Origin of the sequence: Dapis brunnea BLCC-M229 (assembly GCF_050015995.1) — a bacterium.
GTDB lineage: Bacteria > Cyanobacteriota > Cyanobacteriia > Cyanobacteriales > Microcoleaceae > Trichodesmium.
This window is the reverse complement of record NZ_JBNHEP010000227.1, coordinates 13,265-32,732: the sequence shown is the minus strand read 5'-3', so window position 1 is coordinate 32,732 and position 19,468 is coordinate 13,265. Positions and strand designations below refer to the sequence as shown.

Below are 19,468 nucleotides of genomic sequence, written 5' to 3'. Positions count from 1 at the left end.
ATGATTGAAAATAATGGTCGAATTATTGTTGTTGACGATACCCCTGCTAATTTACATTTATTATCTAATCTTTTGGAGGAACGTGATTATGAAGTTAGAGCTTTCCCCAGTGGAAAGTTAGCCCTAATGGGAATGAAAAATTTCCTTCCGGAATTGATTTTATTGGATATTACGATGCCACAAATGAATGGTTATGAAATGTGCGAGTATCTCAAGGAAGATGAAAAATGGCGAGATATTCCCGTGATTTTTATCAGTGCATTAAACGAAATATTTGATAAAGTTAAAGCATTTAGCGTGGGGGGAGTAGATTATATTACCAAACCAGTACAAGCAGAAGAAGTTTTAGCTCGCGTTGAAACTCATTTACAACTTTTTCGCTTGCGAGAAATGCTCCAAAAAACTAACTTTATTCAGTCTCAAAAATTAGCCCAACAAAATCGACAACTAAAGACACTCAATCAAGAACTGGAAAAGGCAAATAAAGAGCTGAAAGAGAAATACTTACAACTTGAAGAGGCACAACTGCAACTCGTACAAAATGAAAAAATGGTAAGCTTGGGCAATCTCGTGACTGGAATTGCCCACGAAATCAACAATCCTCTTGGGTTTATCGGTGGCAATGTCAGGGTCGCACAAGAATATCTGCAAGATTTATTTGCAGGACTTTCTCTCTATCAAAAACATTCCCACCTTGATGATGAAATCGTCGAAAAAATCGAAGACCTTGACCTAGAATTTATTGTTGAAGACTTCCCAAAACTGATTGCGTCAATGCAAGAGGGATACGATATCATTCGCAATATCAGCACATCTCTGCGAACATTTGCCCGCACTGATATCGAGGATAAAACCGAGTTTAATTTGCATGACGGGATAGATAGCACCTTATTAATTTTAAAATATCGCCTCAAAGCTAACGAAAACCGTCCAGCTATTGAAGTGGTTAAAAATTATGGCGCTCTTCCCCTAGTAAAATGCTATACGGGGCAACTAAATCAAGTGTTTATGAATCTGTTGGCTAATGCGATTGATGCCTTAGATGAAAGCAATGAAGGGAAAACCTATCCCGAGATTAAAAACAATCCCAATTGCATTACAATCAGCACTCAATTGAGCGAAGACCTCCAGAATGCAATCGTGCAAATTTCTGATAATGGGACGGGAATGCCAGAAGAAGTAAAAGCCAGACTATTCGAGCAAGGATTTACCACCAAAGGAGTAGGAAAAGGAACGGGTTTGGGGATGGCGATCGCCAATCAAATAGTCAGAGAAAAACACGGTGGTATGATTAGTTGTGATTCAAGAATTGGGGAAGGTACAATTTTTACTATTATTATTCCCAGATAAAATCTAGCCTTTCTTTACTGGAATGTCCGAAGAGGTAAAAGCGAAAATCTTCGATCAAGGATTTACCACAAAAGGAGTAGGAAAAGGAACGGGTTTGGGCATGGCGATCGCTCATCAAATAGTAACAGAAAAACATGGTGGTATGATTAGTTGTGATTCAAAAGTTGGAGAAGGTACAATTTTTACTATTATTATTCCCAGATAAAATCTACCTTTTCTTTAAATTGTGGCGAGAGTTCGAGCAAGCATTACCCCTACACTAATGATTCAAACAGACAACTGTAAATATTCTTAACTAACTGGACTTTGAGAAACAAATGAAGTAAACTAGACTAAATAATAAGAAGCCATATAAAAATAAGTTGTACAAATTTTATCTAGGATAAATTGTGAAATATAGCTTCCATCAGAAAAACTGTTCAGGTTATTTTTACACGAGTCCTAATAATAAAATGTCACTCAAGTCTATTGTAAATATTAAGCTGTTATAACCATGCCTAACATTTTCATGATCGAGGCAACTTTCGACCAACTATTAGAACCATACCGCGTTCGCGCAGATCGCATTATGGTTGGCATGAATTTCTTCCTCCTGAACGTGTGTCTAGCTCTCGCGCCATTGCAAGGTACATTCGTTGCTGTCTTATTCGTCGGTTTACCCACCCTACTGCTTTCCATCTGGTTGATGCGCCAACATCCCGGCACCCTAGTGGCCCGATTATTTATGGGCTGTGGCTTCATGATTTATACTGGACTAATTATCCATCAGAACGGCGGCATGACCGAAGCACATTTCTCAGCCTTCGGTCTGATCGGTGTGCTACTCTACTACCGCGACTGGCGAACTATCGTTGCAGCAACGGTCTTCATCTATTTGCACCATCTCGTCCTGGGCTACACTCAAACCCTAGGTTTACCCATTTATGTCTTCGCCAACTCCCATTTTTGGTTGATGTTTAGTATCCACGTTGCCTACTTTTTACCGTTCGTTGGCATGATGGCTTATTTGGCGATTTGGTTGCGTCGCGAAGGGTACGAAAATTTACAGGATGTGAAGGCTCTCAAGGCAGCGCAACTGCAATTAAAACAGCTCAATGAACTTCTAGAAGAGCGCGTTGAAGAACGTACTGTGGAGCTAAAACAAGCTAAACAGAGTGCCGATCGCGCTAATCAAGCCAAAAGCGATTTCCTCGCTAATATGAGCCACGAACTGCGCACTCCCCTCAACGGCATCCTCGGTTACGCGCAAATTCTAGGACGCTCTCAAAATATCAAGGTTAAAGAGCAAGAGGGAGTAAATGTTATCTATCAATGTGGCTCTCATCTGCTGACACTGATTAACGACATTTTAGACCTCTCCAAAATCGAAGCTCGTAAACTCGAACTTTTGCTAACAGCAGTGCATTTGCCGTCTCTGCTGCAAAGTGTCATAGAAATGTGTAAAATCCGAGCCGAATCCAAGGGGATTGCATTTATTTACGAACCAACTTCCGGCCTACCAGAAGGTATTATCGCCGATGAAAAACGCCTGCGGCAAGTATTGCTCAATTTGATCGGTAACGCCATTAAATTTACCGATAGCGGTTCCGTAAAGCTGCGAGTAGAGCTGCTAAAACGCTCCGATACTCAAGTATCTCTATTTTTTGCAGTCATTGATACAGGCATCGGTATTGCCCAGGAAAATCTGGATCGATTGTTTCAACCTTTCCAGCAAGTGGGCGATCGCCAGAAGCAATCAGAAGGAACTGGACTCGGGCTTGCCATTAGCAAGCGCATCCTACAACTTATGGGAAGTAGTATCCAGGTAAAAAGTCAACTTGGTAAAGGCAGCGAATTCTTTTTCACCCTGGAGTTGCCGGTGACGGAAAATTGGGTCGAACAACTTAGTCTCTTGAATGGTGGCGATCGTATTATTGGGTATGCTGGAAAACGCCATAAGATTTTGATTGTAGACGATCGTTGGGAAAACCGTGCCGTATTGTCAAATCTATTAGAACCTCTCGGCTTTGAGATCCTTGAAGCAGAAAATGGTCGAGAGGGATTGGATAAACTCCTTTCCCAGCAAGCCGATCTGGTTATTACTGATTTGGTGATGCCTGTGATGAACGGCTTCGAGTTCTTAGAGTGCATTCGCGCCTCTGAATATCTCAAACAGATAAAGGTGCTGGTCTCTTCTGCTTCAATTTCTCCAATCGAACGACAACGCTCCCTTAATAAAGGAGGTGATGATTTTCTGGCTAAACCAGTGGATGCCAAATCTCTATTTCAGCTCATTTCCGTTCATTTAAACTTGGATTGGATCTGCGAATCCCAAGACAAGGAGTCGGTATCGCTGGAACCGTTACAGAATGAAGCGATTTTACCCCCTGCTCAGACTCTGAAAGTATTCTTGGATTTGGCTCGACGAGACAATATCAAAGCGTTACGAGAGCAAATTGAGCAATTGCTGGATACGGACAAAGCTTATACGGCTTTTGCTGAAACGATTTTGCAACTATCCAGACAATTTCAAACAGAAGAAATCGAGGAACTATTACAGCAGTATTTAAGTGAGGAAGCAGCTCATGGAGCATAATATCGAAATTTTAGTCGTCGATGATATGCCGACTAACTTAGAGGTCGTGACTGAAACACTGTCCTCTGTTGGCTATACTGTTGCTGCTGTAACTAGTGGTGATCGCGCCCTAAAGCGTGTTAAAAATTACGTTCCAGACCTAATTTTACTAGACGTTCAAATGCCAGGAATTAATGGCTTTGAAACCTGCGAACAATTAAAATCCAATCCAGAAACAGCAGTAATTCCCATCATTTTTATGACAGCACTCAATGATATTGAAAGTAAAATAAAAGGCTTCGATCTAGGAGCAGTCGATTATATTACTAAACCGTTTCAGGAACAGGAACTACTAGCCAGAGTAAAAAATCATATCAAATTACGACAGTGGAATAAAACCTTGGAAGACAACGTTTCCGAACGCACTCGCGAATTGCAAATTGCCCTCGACCGACTCAAACAGTTTCAGTTGCACCTAGCGCAAAGCGAGAAAATGTCAGCCTTGGGAAATTTAGTTGCAGGTGTGGGACACGAAATCAACAACCCTTTAGGATACATCTCCGGAAACCTGCAATTTGCTCGGGATTATGTGCAGAATTTGTTCGAGTTAATTGACTTATATCAACAGAAACTTACAGATACCGACGAAGAGATTGAAGCAAAAATTGATGCAATTGACCTAGAATTTGTGCGACAGGATTTACCCCAAATGATTGCATCAATTGAGGAAGGAACCAGACGCATTCGCAACATCAGCACATCTTTGCGTACCTTCTCCCGCACGGATACCGCCAGCAAAACTGACTTTAATTTACATGATGGAATTGACAGCACCTTATTAATCTTAAAATATCGGCTCAAAGCCAACGAAAACCGTCCGGCCATTGAAGTCATTAAAAATTATGGCGATATGCCACCAGTAAAATGCTATCCGGGGCAACTCAATCAAGTATTTATGAATATTTTGGCGAATGCGATTGATGCTTTAGATGAAAGTAATCCCAGAAAAACTTTTAACGAAATGGAAAAAGAACCCAATCGGATTACTATTCTAACCGAATTAAGCGAGGATAAACAGAAAGCGATAGTGCGAATTGCTGACAATGGGAGGGGAATGCCTGAAGAAGTAAAAAAAGCTAGGCTATTCGAGCAAGGATTTACCACCAAAGAAGTAGGCAAAGGAACAGGTTTGGGCATGGCAATCGCCCATCAAATCATTACGGAAAAACACGGTGGTATGATTAGTTGTGATTCAAGAATTGGGGAAGGTACAATTTTTACAATTATAATTCCCAGATAAAATCTGCCCTTTCTTTACTGGAATGTCCGAAGAGGTAAAAGCGAAAATCTTTGATCGAGGATTTACCACAAAAGGAGTAGGAAAAGCAACGGGTCTAGGCATGGCGCTCTCCCACCAAATTATTACCGAAAAACATAAGGGGACAATTACCTGTACATCAGAATACGGAATTTGCGATTGCATTGCCCATCAGCTAGAATAACGAAAGCGATTGCTTTTTGATAGCGCAGATGATTTTTCCAGCAACTTTCACAAATTTTTCACAATCGGGTGAATCTCAATTTTGTAAAAATCCCGAATTAAAATCAGTTTGAGTTAACCAAATATTATTCATAGGCTATTTAGATTTACTTCATCAATAGCTTCTAAATAACCGACAGACTTCATGAGAAGGCATTGGTTTTCCCACATAATATCCTTGTATAACCTCTACTCCATAGCGTTGAAGTAGCTGTAATTGGAAAGATGTTTCTACTCCTTCTGCCACTACAGCAAAACCGAGATCGTGACATAACTGTATAGTAGATGCTAGCAACACTTGACCTCGTTCAGCCTCAATTTCATGAGCAACAACTAGCTTTCGATCCAATTTAATTTCATCTGCTTCTAAGACTAACAAACTATTTAACGAAGAATACCCTGCACCAAAATCGTCAATTGAAATTCGATGACCTGCCGCTCGCAATTGATGAATAACCGATTTTAGCGTTTCCCATTCTACAGTATAGGTATGTTCGGTGATTTCAATATAAAAGCATATCTGCTCTTTATTTGCCTGACTAATGAATTCTTTAATCGCTTTTCGATCTAGCAGAAAATCCTTATCAAAGTTAATTGCGAGCGCAGGAACTTGTAATCCCATGCGTCGCCATTGTAAGATTTGCGAGAATACCATGCTTACGACTTTTTTATCGATTACCTTTGATAAACCTTGCTGATAAAGTATCGGTAAAAACGTAGGTGGCACAATCTTTCCTCTTGAATCCTCAAATCTAAGTAATGCCTCTAAACCTAATAACTTCAACGATACCGCATCTACCTTTGGTTGAAAGTACAGTATAAATCGTCCGCCCTGGAATTGTTGCAAAACCTTTTGCGCTGCAGTCATATCATTTAGTGCGGACTTTTGTTTAGCTAGAAATAGGCGTTCTTGCTGACGATCAATTTCTTCATTGATAAAGCTATAGGCATCTTCTCCAAATAGTTTGAGTAAACGCAGAGGAGTACGATATTGGCGAGATGCTAACACCAAAAAAGGGAAATAAATACACCCATCTATTATAATGCAGAGCAGTTGAGTTACGATTGCCCATCCCGATCCATTCGTGGCAATATAAGCACTGTAGATCGGGGGTAACATCCAGTGTATGGGATTTAGAGAAATGGAAAAGGCTCCAAAATGAATGGCAGTCAAAGCGATCATCATATTGACAAACGGCGCTAAACAAAACGGAATCACAAATAGTGGATTTAAAACAATAGGCAACCCAAACAAAAGTATCTCATTGACATTAAAAAATGAAAATATTAAGCTCAACTGTGCAATAGATTTGAAAGGAGTCATGGGTTTGTTAAAAAGAATGAGGAATGGAACGATAAATGTTGACCCAGATCCACCGATGTTCATAAATACATCATGAAATGCTTTAAGCTGAATACCATATATTTCTATTGATGGAATATTATTGATCAGCCGAAATATACCATCTGCACTATGTTCTCCATGTAAACCAAAACACCATGCAAAAAGTGAAATTAGCTTATATAATATCAGTTCTTGAATCCCACTAATTTCTCTTAGTTGAATGTTACTAATATCTATTTTAACAATAAATCCCAGAAGTTGCCTTGTCAATTCAAAACTGAAAACAGTTAAGAGACCAGGTATCATTAGGTTGAATGTATTTATGAGACGAGGATTAATATTAGACTTATTGCGAATTAACCGAAAGTGGGAAATCCTTGAAAAATACTGTAGTAGTGTGATGGCAATCCAAGTACAGAGAATACTGATAAGAATTGAACCATTTGAAGAAACAAGCTGACTTGATTCATTAATACTGAGGAAACCAGAAATCCGAAAAAAACAGACCATGGCAATTAAAACTGTACCAATTGAGTCAAGAGACTTTTCCCTTGCTAATAAATGACTAAGGGATAAGTTGACAAACAAAGGTTTTAAAAAAAAGTATAATCGATGTAATTCATTGTCATGCGCAGATATGACTGTCATCTTTGAAGGGTCTAATAAATTAGTCAAGCCACTCAAAAGGACTAATGTGTTCATAACTAAAACAATCGGCAATAAAGAAAGGAATGTTTCTCTGATAATTAGAAGATTCTTCGATTCAAAAAGATTAATCATAAAAATATAGTTTACATATCTAATTTTGGAAAAAGGCTGAATTAATATCATTTTAACTTAAGGAAATATTATCATATAACAAGAATTTATAGAAATTCGATCGAAAAGTGGTGCAAACAGTTTGATGATTGTTGGAAAAACCCACCTCAAAAAACCGGATTCCGCCATTATTTGGGTGGATTACTAGGGGCAAGTGAAAGGAAAAACATATCTCAAATGGCCAATAACTCTATTGGAGTCGTTTATAATCGGTTACATCATTACGACAGAATTAAGCGAGGATAAACAGAAGGCAATAGTACGAATTGCCGACAACGGAATGGGAATGCCAGAAGATGTAAAAGCAAAAATATTCCAGCAAGGTTTTACTACCAAAGAAGTAGGCAAAGGAACAGGTTTAGGGATGGCGTTTAGCTAACGCACAACTTCGTTAACGCTACGCGACATGAAACGCGTTTGCGGAGCATTCCGATAGGAAAGCGTTGCGTTAGCAGTATCGTCTATCAAATCGTCACATAAAAACACGGTGGTCAGATTACCTGTCATTCTCTGGTTGGGTCAGGTACAATTTTTACCATTATGATTCCTAGATAAAATCTCGCACTTCTTTCAACTGTAGCCAGAACCACCAAGCAAGCATTCCGACTGCACTAATGATTCAAACAGACAACTGTAAATATTCTTAACTAGCTGGACTTTCACCAAAAAATGAAGTAAACTAGGCTTAATATAATAAAAATTAGACTTAACGACAAACAAACTGAGCCAATGACAGAGCCAAAAACAATTAAAATCGCAAATTATCAAGCCCTAGAACTCATTCACGAAAGCGACCGGACCCTAGTATATCGCGCTCAGAATGTGGAGAATGAACAATCTGTCATTATCAAATTGATGCGCAATCAATATCCATCCTTTAGAGAATTGGTTCAGTTTAGAAATCAATATGCAATTAGCAAAAACCTAGAGATAGAAGGCATCATCAAAACCTATGCCCTCCAACGATACGAAAACCGCTACGCCATGATTATGGAAGATATGGGAGGAGTATCCTTAGCCGAATATCAGCCAAGAGAATCCTTGTGTCTCTCTCAATTTCTAGATATTGTTATCCAACTCTCAGAAATTATACACCAACTCCACAATAACTCGATTATTCACAAAGATATTAAACCCGCAAATATACTGATTCATCCAGAAACCAAACAAGTAAAATTAATTGATTTTAGTATTTCTACTCTGTTAGCGAAAGAAACCCAAGTAGTTCAAACCCCTAATCTGTTAGAAGGAACCCTAGCTTATCTATCTCCAGAGCAAACAGGACGGATGAATCGAGGAATTGACTATCGCAGTGATTTTTATTCACTAGGAGTCACATTTTATGAATTACTGATGGGAACTCTACCCTTTAGCAGTAATGATACCTTAGAACTGATTCATGCTCATATAGCCATCTCTCCGGAACCCCTGAGTGAGTTGGCGCTCTTAGGCAGTTCTTTATGTCCGCCAACCCTATCGCAGCTAGTCCTCAAACTGATGGCTAAAAATCCAGAAGAGCGCTATCAGAGTGCTTTAGGACTAAAATATGACTTAGAGAAATGCCTCGCACAATATAGAGAAAGTGGGAAAATAGAAGCGTTTGAATTGGGAGAAAGAGACTTGTGCGATCGCTTCATCATCCCTGAAAAACTCTACGGGCGCGAAATTGAAGTTCAAGCACTACTTGATGCTTTCGAGCGTGTTGCTGAAGGTAAAAGCGAAATGGTAATGGTGGCGGGATTTTCCGGTATCGGGAAAACGGCAGTGGTTAATGAAGTCCACAAACCCATAGTCCGGCAACGAGGTTACTTTATCAAAGGCAAATTCGACCAATTTAACCGCAATGTTCCCTTCTCTGCTTTTGTCATCGCCTTCCGCAGCTTAATGGGGCAAATCATCAGCGAATCTGATGCCAAATTGCTAGAGTGGAAAACTCAAATCCTGGAAGCGGTGGGAAATAACGGACAAGTGCTCATTGATGTTATCCCCGAACTTGAAAAAGTAATTGGTCAACAACCTCCCGTCCTAGAAATTTCCGGTAGTGCAGCCCAAAATCGCTTTAACTTGCTCTTTGAGAAATTTATTGCAGTTTTCACCACAAAAGAACATCCCTTAGTGATGTTTTTAGACGATTTGCAATGGGCAGATTCGGCATCGTTAAACCTAATGAAAGTATTGATAGGAGATAATGATACAGGATATTTACTGTTGCTGGGTGCCTATCGAGATAATGAAGTGTTTCCAGCTCATCCCCTGATGTTAACCTTGGCAGAGTTAGAGAAACAACAAGCGGCTATTTCAACCATTACTCTCGCTCCCTTGACTCAACATCATATTAATCGGTTAGTGGCGGAAACTCTCAGTTGTACCATGGAGTTGGCTGTTCCTTTAACGAAGTTAATCTATGGTAAAACCCAAGGAAATCCTTTCTTTAGCACCCAGTTTTTAAAAGGATTATATGAAGATGAATTAATTGTATTTAATCGCAATTTGGGATCTTGGCAATGCGATCTGATTAAGGTACAAGATGCTTATCTGACTGGTGATGTGGTGGAATTTATGGCGGGAAGGTTGCAGAAGTTGCCCGTAGAAACGCAAGAGGTGTTGAAATTGGCGGCTTGTATTGGCAACCAGTTCGATTTGGAGACGTTGGCAATCGTACGAGATAGTGGTTTAGAAGAAGTCGCCTCGGAGCTGTGGAGTGCCCTTCAGGAAGGTATTTTACTCCCAATAGGAGAAGCCTATAAGTTTTTCCAAGGGGACATTGATTCCCAACCTAGTGAGACAACCAACGTTAGCTATCGTTTTTTGCACGATCGCGTTCAACAAGCTGCTTATTCTATGATCCGTGAAGAACGAAAACAATCGACTCACTTAAGAATTGGCAGACAATTGCTGAGTTGCACTACTGATGGAGATATTGAAGAAAAAATTTTTGATATTGTCAACCAAACTAATCTTGGTCTGGAACTCATTACTCAACTATCCGAGAAGTATCAGTTGGCAAAATTAAATTTTATTGCTGGAAAAAAAGCAAAACTTTCCACAGCTTATGCTGCCGCTCATCAATATGCTGACACTGCACGGTGCTTGCTATCAGAAGATTGTTGGCAACAAGATTTTGAATTTACCTTATCGATATTTGAATTATACTCGGAAACAGCTTATTTAATAGGGGATTTCCCAACAGCAGAGATTGCGATTAACGAGATTTGCGAACGCGCAAGAGATGTCTTAGATAGAGCAAAGGGTTGTGAAATCAAAATTCAGATGTTAATAAGTCAAAATCAGCTATTAGAAGCGATGAGAATTGGCTTGGAATTTCTTGGAGGATTGGATGTCAAACTTCCTATCGATCCCAACGATCGTGATGTAGATCGTGCTTTATTAGAAGTCGAACAAAAACTTGATCGCGATTGTATAGAGTCATTAAACAATTTACCAATATCGACTGATAAAAAACAAATACTGGTAATGCGCATTCTTTCGAGTCTTTTAAATGCAGCATATTTAGGACAGCCCAATTTACTGCCTATCCTTATTGCCAAACAGGTATATCTATCAATAACCTACGGCAATACGGATGTTTCCCCTTCTGCTTACGCCAACTATGGCTTAATTCTTTGTAGTATTGTTAACGATCTCGATCTAGGATATCGCTTCGGTAATTTGGCACTCAATCTCTTAGAAAAAATCGATTCTCGAGAATTTTATGCTAAAACAATTGAAATTGTTTGTCTTTGTGTCCAACATTGGAAAAAACATATCAATTCAACCCTACCCCTGCTTCTAGAGGCTTATAATACAGGTTTGGAATTGGGAGATTTTGAGTCTGCAGCTTTTGCTGCCTATGATTACTGCGCTCATTCTTTCGTGTTAGGAATCAATCTTATTGAAATGGAAAGAACGATGTTCCATTACAGTAGGGCAATTGAGAAACTTCAACAAACGATGATTTTTAATGTAAACGAACTTCATCGACAAACCGTTCTAAATTTGATCGAAGGAAATACAACACCATCATTGTTAAAAGGAAAAGCATATGATGAAGACAAAAAAGTTCCTATTCACGAACAAGAAAATGACTTTAGTTCTCTGGCGTTGTTTTACATTGATAAACTATTTCTTTGTTATCTATTTGGAAATAGTCTGGAAGCTACAAAACTTGCTCATCAAGTTGAATCCTATTTAGAAGGAATACCAGGACAGGTATTTGTACCAATATTTTATTTCTATACTACCTTATCGTGGCTGTCTCTTTATTGTCACCTAGATAATGAAGAAAAAGAAATAGCATTCGACAAAATCTTATCCTATCAATTAAAAATGGAAAAATGGGCGAATAATGCACCCATGAACTATATCCATAAACTTGAACTGATTAAAGCAGAAAAATCTCGAATTTTGAATCAAAAAGAAGAAGCAATAGAACTGTATGATCGAACGATATCGGCAGCGAAAGAAAACGGTTATATTCAAGAGGAAGCGCTTGCTAATGAACTATTTGCCAAATTTTACCTAGACTGGGGAAAAGAAAGATATGCTGCTATTCATATGCAAGATGCCTATTATTGTTATGCTCAATGGGGAGCTAAAGCTAAAACAGATGACCTCGAACAACGCTATCCCGAATTGCTAAAACCCATCCTGCAACGCGATCGCCAATCTGTATCTTCTCAAGCCACTATTTCTGAAATCACCAGTAATACTTATTCTCAAACAGCAACAATTACTAATATTTCCTCTATTCTCAATTTTTCTTCATTATTGAAAGCTTCCCAAACTCTCTCTGGAGAAATTGAACTTTCTCGCTTACTCTCAACAGTAATGAAGATTATTCTGGAAAATGCCGGAGCAACTAAAGGTGCATTATTATTAACCAGTGAAACTGGATTGATGGTAGAAGCGATCGCTAGTCGTACTGGAGAAAGCAGTCAATTAACCATTGATTCACTAAATCAATCAATTCCCCTAGAAGAAAGTATTGACTTACCAGTAGGATTAATTAACTATGTCAGACGCACCACAGAAACTGCACTTTTAGATGCCAAGGCTGCCCAAGAACAGTTTGCTGCCGATAGTTATTTACTGCATTTTCATCCCCAAAGTTTGCTCTGTATGCCTTTACTCCAACGAGGGAAATTAATCGGCATTCTCTATTTAGAAAATCGTTTAACCGCAGATGCGTTTACTAGGGAGCGCCTAGAAATTTTAGATACACTCTGTGCTCAAGCAGCCATTTCCCTGCAAAATGCTAGATTGTATCAACAAGCACAACAAGCTCTCAAGGATTTACAAGAGGCTCAACTGCAATTAGTACAAAATGAAAAAATGGCCACCTTGGGTAATCTGGTAGCAGGAGTAGCTCACGAAATTAATAATCCGGTTGGGTTTATTGGAGGGAATATTAACATAGCTGTTGAGTATTTGCAAGATTTACTTAATGGTCTTTCTCTGTATCAAAAATATGCCTCTATTCCCGATGAAATTATTGCAGAGATTGAAGACCTAGAGTTGGATTTTGTAGCGTCAGATTTTCGGAAATTGATAGCATCAATGGAAGAGGGATGCGAACGCATTCGCAATATCAGCACATCTCTGCGAACATTCTCTCGCACCGATACCGCCAGCAAAACCGAGTTTAATCTGCACGACGGAATAGATAGCACCTTATTAATCTTAAAATATCGCCTCAAAGCCAACAAAAACCGTCCAGCTATTGAAGTGGTTAAAAATTATGGCGCTCTTCCCCTAGTAAAATGCTATACGGGGCAACTAAATCAAGTGTTTATGAATCTGTTGGCTAATGCGATTGATGCCTTAGATGAAAGCAATGAAGGGAAAACCTATCCCGATATGAAAAACAATCCCAATTGCATTACAATCAGGACTCAATTGAGCGAAGACCTCCAGAATGCAATCGTGCAAATTTCTGACAATGGGACGGGAATGCCAGAAGAAGTGAAAGCCAGACTATTCGAGCAAGGATTTACCACTAAAGGAGTAGGAAAAGGAACGGGTTTGGGGATGGCGATCGCCTATCAAATAGTAACAGAAAAACACGGTGGTAAGATTACCTGTAATTCAAAAGTTGGGCAAGGTACAATTTTTACAATTATGATTCCGAGATCAAATCTCGCCGGTAGTGCATGAGTAAGGGGCAAAAACACTTCATAATTGTTGACAAACAATATCTAAATTTATGGTTATGCAGTTGATTCAAACAGACAACTGTAAATATTCCTATGAGCTAGACTATTGGCCAAAAATGAAGTAAACTGGGCTAAATATAACCAAAATTAGACTCAACGACGAACAAACTGAGCCAATGACTGAGACAAAAACAATTAAAATTGCCAATTATCAAGCCCTTGAACTCATTCACGAAAGCGATAGGACCATAGTTTATCGCGGTCAGAATGTGGAGAATGGACAACCAGTCATTATCAAATTAATCCGCAATCAATATCCTTCCTTTAGAGAATTAGTTCAGTTTAGAAATCAATATGCAATTAGCAAAAACCTAGAGATAGAAAACATCATCAAAACCTATGCCCTAGAGCGCTACGAAAACCGCTATGCCCTGATTATGGAAGATATGGGGGGTGTATCCTTGGCCGAGTATGAAGGAAAATCCTCCTTCTGTATCCCTGAATTTCTAGATATTGCTATTCAAATGTCTGAAATTCTACACCAACTCCACAATAATTGGATTATTCATAAAGATATTAAACCAGCAAATATCCTGATTCATCCAGAAACCAAACAAGTAAAATTAATTGATTTTAGTATTTCTAGCCTTTTACCGAAAGAAATCCAAAGCATTCAAACCCCCAATGTCTTAGAAGGAACCCTCGCCTATCTGTCGCCGGAGCAAACAGGAAGGATGAATCGAGGAATTGACTATCGCAGTGATTTCTATTCACTAGGAGTGACATTTTATGAATTACTGAAGGGAACTTTACCCTTTAGCAGGGATGATGCCTTAGAATTGATTCATGCTCATATAGCTTTGTCCCCAGACCCTCTCAGTAACTCGGTGGTATTAGGGGGTTCTTTATGTCCACCAACACTATCACAGCTAGTCCTCAAGCTGATGGCTAAAAATGGCGAAGAACGCTATCAGAGTGCTTTGGGGCTAAAATATGACCTAGAAAAATGTCTGGTGGAATATAGAGAAAGTGGTAAAATAGAGGCTTTTGAATTAGGAGAGCGGGACTTGTGCGATCGCTTCCTGATTCCCGAAAAACTCTACGGACGTGAAGCCGAAGTCAAAACACTACTTGATGCCTTTGAGCGTGTTGCTGAAGGAAAAAGCGAAATAGTACTGGTGGCAGGATTCTCCGGTATCGGGAAAACTGCGGTGGTTAATGAAGTTCATAAACCCATAGTCCGGCAACGAGGTTACTTTATCAAAGGGAAATTCGACCAATTCAATCGAAATATTCCCTTCTCTGCTTTTGTCCAAGCCTTTCGCAGCTTAATGGAGCAATTACTCGGAGAATCCGATACCAAATTGCTTGAGTGGAAAACTCAAATCCTGGAAGCGGTGGGAAATAATGGACAAGTTCTCATTGATGTTATCCCCGAACTCGAAGCAGTTATTGGAAAACAGCCTCCCGTCCCCGAACTATCCGGAAGTGCCGCCCAAAATCGCTTTAACTTACTATTTGAGAAATTCATTGCCGTCTTCACTAGCAAAGAACATCCTTTGACAATATTTTTAGACGATTTGCAATGGGCAGATTCGGCATCATTAAATCTAATGAAGATATTGATGAGGAATAGTACAACAGGATATCTACTACTTCTGGGAGCATATCGGGATAACGAAGTTTTCCCCGCTCATCCTCTGATGTTGACCTTAGCAGAATTGGAAAAGCGGTGCGACCTCGCGTCGCCGACAGGTGCAAGCGGTCATAACCCGCGTCGGTGTAAGACGCAAGGGAATGCTGACCAAGAGAGGGAATGCGCACCAAGAGAGCAGGAAGCAGCAATTTCCACCATAACTCTTGCCCCCTTGTCCGTACATCACATTGATATGCTCATAGCCGAAACCCTAATTTGTCAAGTGGAACAATCTCAACCACTGACAGAATTGGTTTATCAAAAGACTCAAGGAAATCCCTTCTTTACTACGCAATTTTTGAAAGGGTTGTATGAAGATAAATTGATTTTATTTAATCCTCATTTGGGATATTGGGAATGCGATTTGGTGAAGGTCCGAGATGCAGCTCTCACGGATGATGTGGTAGAATTTATGGCAGGAAGGTTGCAGAAGTTGCCAGAAGGGACACAAGAGGTGTTGAAGTTAGCTGCTTGTATTGGCAATCAGTTTGATTTGGAAACTTTGGCTGTTGTTTGTGAAACTCCATCAGAGGAAGTGGCGAGCCAACTTTGGAGTGCGCTGCAAGAAGGGATGGTTTTACCGACTAGCCAAGCTTACAAGTTTTTTCAAGGTGAAATTAACTCTGCTGAAGCTGAGAGAATTGATATAAATTATCGTTTCCTACACGATCGCGTTCAACAAGCTGCTTATGCTTTAATTCCAGAGAAAAAAAAGCAAATCGCGCACGTTCAAATTGGTCGGTTGTTGCTTGCTAACATATCGCCAGATAGACTTGTCGAACGCATTTTTGCAATTGTCAATCACTTAAATAAAGGGATTAACAATCCTCAAACCCAGAAAGAACGCTCGGAACTCCTTCGTCTCAACCGCATTGCAGGGATTAGAGCCAAAGAAACCACAGCATATGAATCGGCGATTGACTATTTTGAAATAGCCAGGAAACTTTTACCAACCGATAGTTGGCAGCAGTGCTATGAAGTCACTTTGGAGGTTTACCTTAACCTAGCAGAAGTTAACTATCTGTCAGGAAAGTTTGCTACATCTCTTGCGCTTGTTGAATCGATCGTGCAATCCACAAAACAGGCTATCGATCGAGCTGAAGCGTTTAATCTAGCTGTTTTGCAATTTACCTTACAGGGGGAATTCCTGCAAGCGCTTGAATATGGAAAAAAAGCCTTAGACTGCTTGAATTTCGACTTATCAGAAACGAACCTAAAAGAAAAAATTGAATCTTGTCAAGCTCAGATTGACCTCAAGCTTGGTAATCGGAAGATAGAAGAGATCGTTTCAGAGCCTGAAGCAACCGATCCAGAGAAGCGTGCAATTATAAAAATACTCAATAATTTGTTAGTGCCAACTTATGTCCTGCAAAAAGAAGACCTGTACTTTCTGATTACATTATCGATTGTTTTTATATCCCTCAACTTTGGTATGGTCGCTGAATCAAGCTATGGATTTTCTTCCTATGGGATGTATGTGGGAGGAAAACAGGGCAATTATCAATTGGGCTATGAATTTGGCAAACTTGCAGAAAATTTAGCTAAACGTTTCCATCAGGGCAGCGATCTCTGTAAAGCGTGTTACATTCTTGGGAATAACATCCTGTCTTGGGTGCGCCCTCTGCGTGAAACAGAATCTATTTTCAATGAAGGGTTGGTTGCAGGTTTGGAGTCTGGAGAACTAATTTTTTCGGCAAATATTCTAATGTACAAGTCCCTGAACCCATTTTATGCGGGGGATAATATTCTAGAAATTCAGGAAATCCTTCCACAACATTTGGAGTTTGCTACTCAGACGCTCAATTATCAACTTGCGGTGGATGTTATGGTTGGCTTGAATATTTGGCTTGCCGATATCACCCAAAAGTCCTCGAACGATCTTTCCACCGAACAGGAGTATTTAGAGAATTGTAAGGCTAATAACAGCACCTATGCTATTTGTCATTATTGGATCTTAAAAACGAAAGTTTTGTGTTTGTATGGTCGCTATGAAGAGGCTCTGATAGCAGCACGCTCTGCAGATGAAATTATTAATGTTATCCCCGGTAAATATCAGGTTGCAGCTCTTAATTTTTATCAGTCGATAGCTGCGATAGAATATTGTCGTCTTTATTCCTTAAATTCAAATAATGATTATTTTGAAAAAGTCAAGCTCAACCAAGCAAAACTCAGGCAGTGGGCAGCAAGTTGCCCTGAAAATTTTTCCCACAAATACTTTTTAGTTGATGCGGCTGCGAACAGTTTGTTAGGAAATGAAGTAGACTGTATTGACCTTTACGATCGCGCCATTGCTGGAGCCAAAGAAAACAAATATATCCAAGAAGAAGCCTTGGCTAACGAACTTGCTGCCAAATTCTACCTCGACTGGGGCAAAGAAAAATTTGCCATGCTTTATCTACAAGAAGCCTACTATTGCTATGCTCAATGGGGAGCTAAAGCTAAAGTTAAAGACCTCGAAGTACGCTATCCCGAACTATTAAGACCAATTCTAGAACGCGATCTGACTTCCTTGTCTTCAAATACCAGCATTTCCAAACTTACAAGTAATTCTTATTCTCAAACCGCAACTGTTGCCAATATTTCCTCTATTTTCGATTTCTCCTCCCTCTTAAAAGCCTCTCAAAATCTCTCAGGAGAAATCGAACTAGATCGCCTGCTCTCCACTCTGATGAATATTATCCTGGAAAATGCTGGAGCTACCAAAGGTGCATTATTATTAACAGGGGCACAAGGATTGACCATAGAAGCGATTGCAACTCGTACTGGAGAAAGCAGTCAATTAACTATAAATTCATTCAATCAATCCATTCCTCTGGAAGATAGTCAAGACTTACCAGTAGGATTGATTAACTATGTTAGACGCACCACAGAAACTGCACTTTTAGATGCCAAAGCTGCTCAAGAACAGTTTGCTGCCGATAGTTATTTGCTACGTTTTCATCCCCAAAGTTTGCTGTGTATGCCCTTACTCCAACGAGGGAAATTAATCGGTATTCTCTATTTAGAAAATCGTTTAACTGCAGATGCGTTTACTAGGGAGCGCCTAGAAATTTTAGATACCCTCTGCGCTCAAGCAGCAATTTCCCTGGAAAATGCCAGATTGTATCAACAAGCGCAACAAGCACTGAAAGATTTACAAGAGGCTCAACTGCAATTAGTTCAAAGTGAAAAAATGGCCACCTTGGGGAATTTGGTAGCAGGAGTGGCTCACGAAATCAATAATCCTGTTGGGTTTATTGGAGGTAATATTGACGCAGGTTTTGAGCACTTGCAAGATTTACTGACTATACTTTCAATATATCAAAAAAATACATCTCCACCAGAGTCAATTATCGCAGAGATTGAGGCTCTAGAACCTGAATTTATTGCTGAAGATTTTCCCAAATTGATGGCATCAATGGCAGAGGGATGCGAACGAATTCGCCATATCAGCACATCTCTGCGAACATTCTCTCGCACGGATACCGCAGCCAAAACCGAGTTTAATCTGCACGACGGAATAGATAGCACCTTATTAATCTTAAAATATCGGCTGAGAGCTAACGAAAACCGTCCAGCTATTGAAGTGGTTAAAAATTACGGTAATATTCCTCAAGTGAAATGCTATGCGGGGCAACTAAATCAAGTATTTATGAATCTGTTAGCTAATGCCATCGATGCTTTAGATGGAAGCAATCAAGGAAAAACCTTTCAAGAAATAGAAAAAGAACCAAATCGGATTACGATAGGAACGGAATTGAGTGAAGACAACAAGCAGGCGATCGTGAGTATTGCTGACAATGGAACGGGAATGACAGAAGAGGTAAAAGCAAAAATATTCCAGCAAGGATTTACCACCAAAGGAGTAGGAAAAGGGACGGGTTTGGGCATGGCGATCGCTCATCAAATAGTAACAGAAAAACACGGTGGTAAGATTACCTGTAATTCTATAGTTGGGGAAGGTACAATTTTTACCATTATTATTCCCAGATAAAATCTTGCCCTTCTTTGGAGAGCAAATCCCTACCCTATT

The 19,468-nt window shown here is 39.7% G+C and carries 8 protein-coding genes and 2 pseudogenes; 9 read left to right on the top strand and 1 reads right to left on the bottom strand.

Going from position 1 to position 19,468, the window contains the following annotated elements:
* The 5 genes and pseudogenes from ACP6PM_RS26110 (at nt 1) to ACP6PM_RS26090 (ending at nt 5,406) form a co-directional block, all read left to right on the top strand.
* Nucleotides 1-1,350 (top strand): hybrid sensor histidine kinase/response regulator, encoded by a 1,350-nt coding sequence (locus ACP6PM_RS26110; protein WP_426589819.1) that lies wholly within the window; start codon nt 1-3, stop codon nt 1,348-1,350.
* Nucleotides 1,351-1,369: 19 nt separating this feature from the next.
* Nucleotides 1,370-1,555 (top strand): annotated as a pseudogene (locus tag ACP6PM_RS26105) (ATP-binding protein); the annotation flags it as partial.
* Nucleotides 1,556-1,843: 288 nt separating this feature from the next.
* A complete protein-coding gene (locus ACP6PM_RS26100; protein ID WP_426589818.1) occupies nt 1,844-3,925 on the top strand; it encodes an ATP-binding protein in 2,082 nt (693 codons plus the stop codon).
* The gene (locus ACP6PM_RS26095) at nt 3,915-5,204 is read left to right on the top strand and encodes a hybrid sensor histidine kinase/response regulator (RefSeq protein WP_426589817.1); all 1,290 of its coding nucleotides are present in this window, start codon (nt 3,915-3,917) and stop codon (nt 5,202-5,204) included. Before ACP6PM_RS26100 ends, ACP6PM_RS26095 begins: the two co-directional genes overlap by 11 nt.
* 22 nt (nt 5,205-5,226) lie before the next feature.
* A complete protein-coding gene (locus tag ACP6PM_RS26090) occupies nt 5,227-5,406 on the top strand; it encodes an ATP-binding protein (RefSeq protein ID WP_426589816.1) in 180 nt (59 codons plus the stop codon).
* Between the two features lie 153 nt (nt 5,407-5,559).
* Here ACP6PM_RS26090 and ACP6PM_RS26085 read toward each other — a convergent pair whose 3' ends face one another.
* Entirely contained in the window at nt 5,560-7,569 is a 2,010-nt protein-coding gene (locus tag ACP6PM_RS26085; protein ID WP_426589815.1) for an EAL domain-containing protein, read from the bottom strand.
* Nucleotides 7,570-7,644: 75 nt separating this feature from the next.
* Here ACP6PM_RS26085 and ACP6PM_RS26080 point away from each other — a divergent pair.
* The 4 genes and pseudogenes from ACP6PM_RS26080 to ACP6PM_RS26065 all read left to right on the top strand — a co-directional run.
* Nucleotides 7,645-7,833: pseudogene (locus ACP6PM_RS26080) on the top strand (hypothetical protein); the annotation flags it as partial.
* Nucleotides 7,834-7,888: 55 nt separating this feature from the next.
* Nucleotides 7,889-7,987 carry a hypothetical protein gene (locus ACP6PM_RS26075; protein ID WP_426589888.1) on the top strand — a complete coding sequence of 33 codons (99 nt, stop codon included), beginning with the start codon at nt 7,889-7,891 and terminating at the stop codon, nt 7,985-7,987.
* 350 nt (nt 7,988-8,337) lie between these two features.
* The gene (locus ACP6PM_RS26070) at nt 8,338-13,761 is read left to right on the top strand and encodes a trifunctional serine/threonine-protein kinase/ATP-binding protein/sensor histidine kinase (RefSeq protein WP_426589814.1); all 5,424 of its coding nucleotides are present in this window, start codon (nt 8,338-8,340) and stop codon (nt 13,759-13,761) included.
* Between the two features lie 175 nt (nt 13,762-13,936).
* Nucleotides 13,937-19,429: a trifunctional serine/threonine-protein kinase/ATP-binding protein/sensor histidine kinase gene (locus ACP6PM_RS26065; RefSeq protein ID WP_426589813.1), complete on the top strand. Its 5,493-nt coding sequence runs from the start codon at nt 13,937-13,939 to the stop codon at nt 19,427-19,429.
* Nucleotides 19,430-19,468: the final 39 nt, after the last annotated feature.

What these genes read in the sequence shown, in the direction of transcription:
- ACP6PM_RS26100 (WP_426589818.1), top strand. Translation starts at nt 1,844, where the DNA reads ATGCCTAACATTTTCATGATCGAGGCAACTTTCGACCAACTATTAGAA.
- ACP6PM_RS26110 (WP_426589819.1), top strand. Translation starts at nt 1, where the DNA reads ATGATTGAAAATAATGGTCGAATTATTGTTGTTGACGATACCCCTGCT.
- ACP6PM_RS26095 (WP_426589817.1), top strand. Translation starts at nt 3,915, where the DNA reads ATGGAGCATAATATCGAAATTTTAGTCGTCGATGATATGCCGACTAAC.
- ACP6PM_RS26085 (WP_426589815.1), bottom strand. Translation starts at nt 7,569, where the DNA reads ATGATTAATCTTTTTGAATCGAAGAATCTTCTAATTATCAGAGAAACA.
- ACP6PM_RS26075 (WP_426589888.1), top strand. Translation starts at nt 7,889, where the DNA reads ATGGGAATGCCAGAAGATGTAAAAGCAAAAATATTCCAGCAAGGTTTT.
- ACP6PM_RS26065 (WP_426589813.1), top strand. Translation starts at nt 13,937, where the DNA reads ATGACTGAGACAAAAACAATTAAAATTGCCAATTATCAAGCCCTTGAA.
- ACP6PM_RS26090 (WP_426589816.1), top strand. Translation starts at nt 5,227, where the DNA reads ATGTCCGAAGAGGTAAAAGCGAAAATCTTTGATCGAGGATTTACCACA.
- ACP6PM_RS26070 (WP_426589814.1), top strand. Translation starts at nt 8,338, where the DNA reads ATGACAGAGCCAAAAACAATTAAAATCGCAAATTATCAAGCCCTAGAA.